The sequence below is a fragment of the Bradyrhizobium sp. genome, from assembly GCF_035570375.1.
GTDB lineage: Bacteria > Pseudomonadota > Alphaproteobacteria > Rhizobiales > Xanthobacteraceae > Bradyrhizobium.
Window position 1 is genome coordinate 1 of sequence record NZ_DATMLW010000014.1, and the last position, 3,758, is coordinate 3,758.

The following is a 3,758-nucleotide window of genomic DNA, read 5'->3' on the forward strand; positions in this document are numbered from 1 at the left end:
TGAGGAAACGATATGCACGAACAAGCTCGACGTCCGCTCCGGTCATCGACAACGCGGGGCGTCCACCACCTCGCGCTCTGCACCGACGACATGAAGGCGACGATTGACTTCTACGTCGAAGTACTCGGGATGCCGCTCGTCCATGCGATGAAGGTACCGCCCGGTCTCGGCACTGGACCCGGCAATCGCGGCAACCCACCCTATGAGCGGGTGCGCCATTACTTCTTCGACATGGGTAATGATAGCCTTCTCGCGTTCTTCGAGATCCCGAAGGGCAAGGAGCCAGCGGGCAACCGCAACGCTATTGGTGGCATGCAGCACTGTGCCTTCGTCGTCACGGCCCAGCGGTTCCGGGAAGTCGAGGCGGGGCTGAAATCACGTGGCATCGAGTATATCGGGCCGATCCCGCAGCTGCGGGGACTGTTAGGCATCTACTTTTATGACCCTAACGGCATTCGCCTCGAATTTGCCTGCCAGCCAGAAGACGGCGAGACGCCTGCGGTGATATCTTGCATTACCCAGACGAAAGCGGAAGCCCGCGCTGAGCTCGAAACTCTGCCGGGCGTCACGCCTGAATGGATCGAAAAACGTCTGACCTGCTTGCCAGAGTGATCACACCCGTGCGCACGAAAGGGATCACCCAGTTTTACTTGGAGCTCATCGCTTCATAGGCCGATCGGTCAGTTCGGCCGGCGAAGCCTCCTTGCCAAGCGGCCGCAATCGGCAAAAAGCTGGTGAGGCGCAATGAGATCAACGTATGATTTGGTCCAGGCCGCGACATCGGAGCCGATAACGAACTGAAAGCCATCGCCCTTTCGGCCAGAACATGTATTGGTTAGGCAAATTCGTCCGGCTGTCGGCCGAACCTTGACATCCTCGCTGGGGTTGACGCTTCTGCCGGCAACAGCGCTGTTCGACCTTGGGGAGGATTTCTGATGATGACGACGCGCCGGACCGTGCTCGCCCGCGCGGCCACCTCGGTAGCCGCGGGGATAGCGGCGCCGAGTATCCTTTCATGGCCGGCCGGGGCGGCGGAGTTCGCTTACAAATATGGCACGGCGTTACCGGACGGCCACCCGATGGCAATTCGATCGCGCGAAGCAATAGCGAAGATCAAGGAGGAAAGTGGCGGGCGCCTCGACATTACGTTCTACCCGAGCAGCGTGCTCGGTCAGGACACCGCGATGATGTCGCAGGCGATTGCCGGTGCGCTCGAAATCTACGGCATGTCGCTAGACATTCTGGCGCAGAAGGCGCCCTCCGCGGCGATCTTCGGGGTCGGCTTCGCCTTCCCCGATTACGAGATGGCATGGAAGGCGATGGACGGCGATCTGGGCGCTTATTGCCGTGGCCTGGCCGAGAAGGCCGGCCTCTACTGCATGGATAAGGCGTTCGATCACGGCTTCCGCGAAATCACGATGAAGTCCAAACCGATTAACACGCCCGACGACCTCAAAGGCGTCAAGATACGCCTGCCGGTTGCACCCCTGTTCATTGCGTTGTTTCAACATCTCGGCGCATCGCCGACCCCGATCAATTTCGGCGAAGTGTACAGCGCACTGCAAACCGGGCTGGTCGACGGACAGGAAAATCCGCTGATCCTGATCGACACGGCAAAACTCTACGAGGTGCAGAAATATTGCAGCATGACGAACCACATCTGGGTCGGATTGCACGTCTCGTTCAACACCGCCGCATGGAAACGGCTGCCCGGTGATTTGCAGGCGATCGCCTACAAGAATTTCAGCGCAGCCGCGCTGGCCGAGCGCGCCGACTGGCAGGTCATGGACAAGACCGAGATCGACAAGATGAAGGCTGGCGGGCTGACCTTCAACTCGCCCGACACCAAGCCCTTCCAGGAGGCATTGCGCAAATCGGGCTTCTATCCCGACGTGAAGAAGCAGATGGGCGACCAAGCCTGGGCCTTGCTTGAAAAATATGTCGGCCCGCTCGCCTGATCACCGGCAGAGGGACGGTAGGAGGCATCTGCGGTGAGCCAGCAGGTAGCGGAAACCGCCGAAATCGGCCTTGCGGGCGGCGCGGTGCGCCGCATTGCCCTCGCGGTCGACATGCTGATAGGCCAAGTGGTCGAATTGATCGGCGCGATGCTGGTGCTGGCCGAAACCTGCATCCTGTTTGCCGGCGTCCTCTCGCGCTATCTGTTCAACAGCCCGATCATCTGGACCGACGAACTGGCCACGTTTTTGTTCTTGTGGCTGTCGATGATCGGCGCCGTCGTCGCGCTGCGGCGCGACGGGCATATGCGCCTGACCACCTTCGCCAACTGGGTCGGGCCGCAATGGGGCGGCTGGCTCGCCACCATCGCATCGCTCGTTTTGATTGTCTTTGTGCTCGAAATCCTGGTGCCCGCCCAGCAATTCCTGGAGGTGCAGCGCTCGACCGAGCTGATCACCCTGCACATCTCGGACGGGTATCGGGTAGTCGCGATCCTGGTCGGCGCCGGCCTGATCGCGACCGTCGCCTTGCTGCGCCTCTTGGAGACGACGACCTGGGTGCCGTTCCTGCTCGCGCTCGCGCTGATCGGCGGGATCGCAGGCGGGTTGTGGCTGGCGCAGCCGCTGCTGGCGGAGATGGGCCGTGCCAGCCTGATCCTGTTCTTTGTCGTCATTGTCGCGGCGTGCGTCTTCATTGGCGCGCCGATCGCTTTCGCCTTCGGCATTGCCACCTTCTCCTATCTGGCGCTGACCACCACCATGCCGCTCGAGATCGTCGTCAACCGGATGGACGACGGGATCTCCAATCTGCTGCTGTTGGCGGTGCCGATGTTCGTCTTTCTCGGCCTGTTGATGGAGGTGACCGGGATCGCGCGGGTGATGGTCAACTTCCTCGCGGCCCTCGTCGGCCATGTGCGCGGCGGGCTTGCCTATGTGCTGCTCGGGGCGATGTACCTGGTATCGGGCATCTCCGGCTCGAAGGCCGCCGACATGGCCGCGGTAGCGCCGATCCTCTTTCCCGAGATGCAGAAGCGCGGCATGCATCCGGGCGAGCTGTCGTCGCTCTTGGCGACGTCGAGCGCGATGTCGGAGACCATCCCGCCGAGCCTGGTACTGATCACGATCGGCTCGGTCGTGCCGGGGCTTTCGATCGCGGCGCTGTTCACCGGCGGCTTGTTGCCTGCCTTTGTCGCCGCGCTCGCGCTCGTTGTCGTCGCCTGGTGGCGCTCGCGTAGCGCTGATATCGGCGCCGGGGCTCGCGCTCCGCTAGCGCTGATGCTGCGCACCTTCGTCATCGCGGTTCCCGGCCTGACCCTGCCGTTCGTCATCCGCTTCTTCGTCATCAAAGGGATCGCGACCGCGACCGAGGTATCGACCGTCGGCGTTGTCTATACCGCGGCGCTGGGCCTCTTTGTTTATCGCGAATTCGACTGGCGGCGGCTCTATCCAATCCTTATCGAGACCGTGTCGCTGACCGGTGCGGTGATGATGATCATCGGCACCGCGACCGCGATGGCGTGGGCGCTGACCCAGTCCGGCTTTTCGCTGTGGCTCGTGTCCGTTATGGCGGCGGTGCCGGGTGGAAGCTGGGGTTTCTTGGCGATTACCATCGTTGCCTTCATCATCCTCGGCAGCGTCCTCGAAGGATTGCCGGCGATCGTACTGTTCGGGCCGCTGTTGTTCCCGGTCGCCAGAGCCGTCGGGGTAAACGAGGTGCATTATGCGATGGTCGTGATCCTGGCGATGGGGATCGGCCTCTTCGCACCGCCGTTCGGGATCGGCTTTTTCAGCGCCTGTGCGATC

3 protein-coding genes are annotated in these 3,758 nt (G+C 62.1%); all 3 read left to right on the top strand.

The window, feature by feature from the left end:
• The first annotated feature begins 12 nt into the window (after window positions 1-12).
• Window positions 13-612 (top strand): VOC family protein, encoded by a 600-nt coding sequence (locus VNX23_RS01600; protein ID WP_325627294.1) that lies wholly within the window; start codon window positions 13-15, stop codon window positions 610-612.
• A 323-nt stretch (window positions 613-935) separates the two neighbouring features.
• Window positions 936-1,958: a TRAP transporter substrate-binding protein gene (locus tag VNX23_RS01605; protein WP_325627296.1), complete on the top strand. Its 1,023-nt coding sequence runs from the start codon at window positions 936-938 to the stop codon at window positions 1,956-1,958.
• Between the two features lie 33 nt (window positions 1,959-1,991).
• Window positions 1,992-3,758, top strand: a 1,767-nt coding sequence (locus tag VNX23_RS01610; RefSeq protein WP_325627298.1) for a TRAP transporter large permease subunit, incomplete at its 3' end; no start/stop codon positions are given.

Bases quoted from the DNA above. Each gene is read 5' to 3' on its own strand.
- VNX23_RS01600 (WP_325627294.1), top strand. From the start codon at position 13: ATGCACGAACAAGCTCGACGTCCGCTCCGGTCATCGACAACGCGGGGC.
- VNX23_RS01605 (WP_325627296.1), top strand. From the start codon at position 936: ATGATGACGACGCGCCGGACCGTGCTCGCCCGCGCGGCCACCTCGGTA.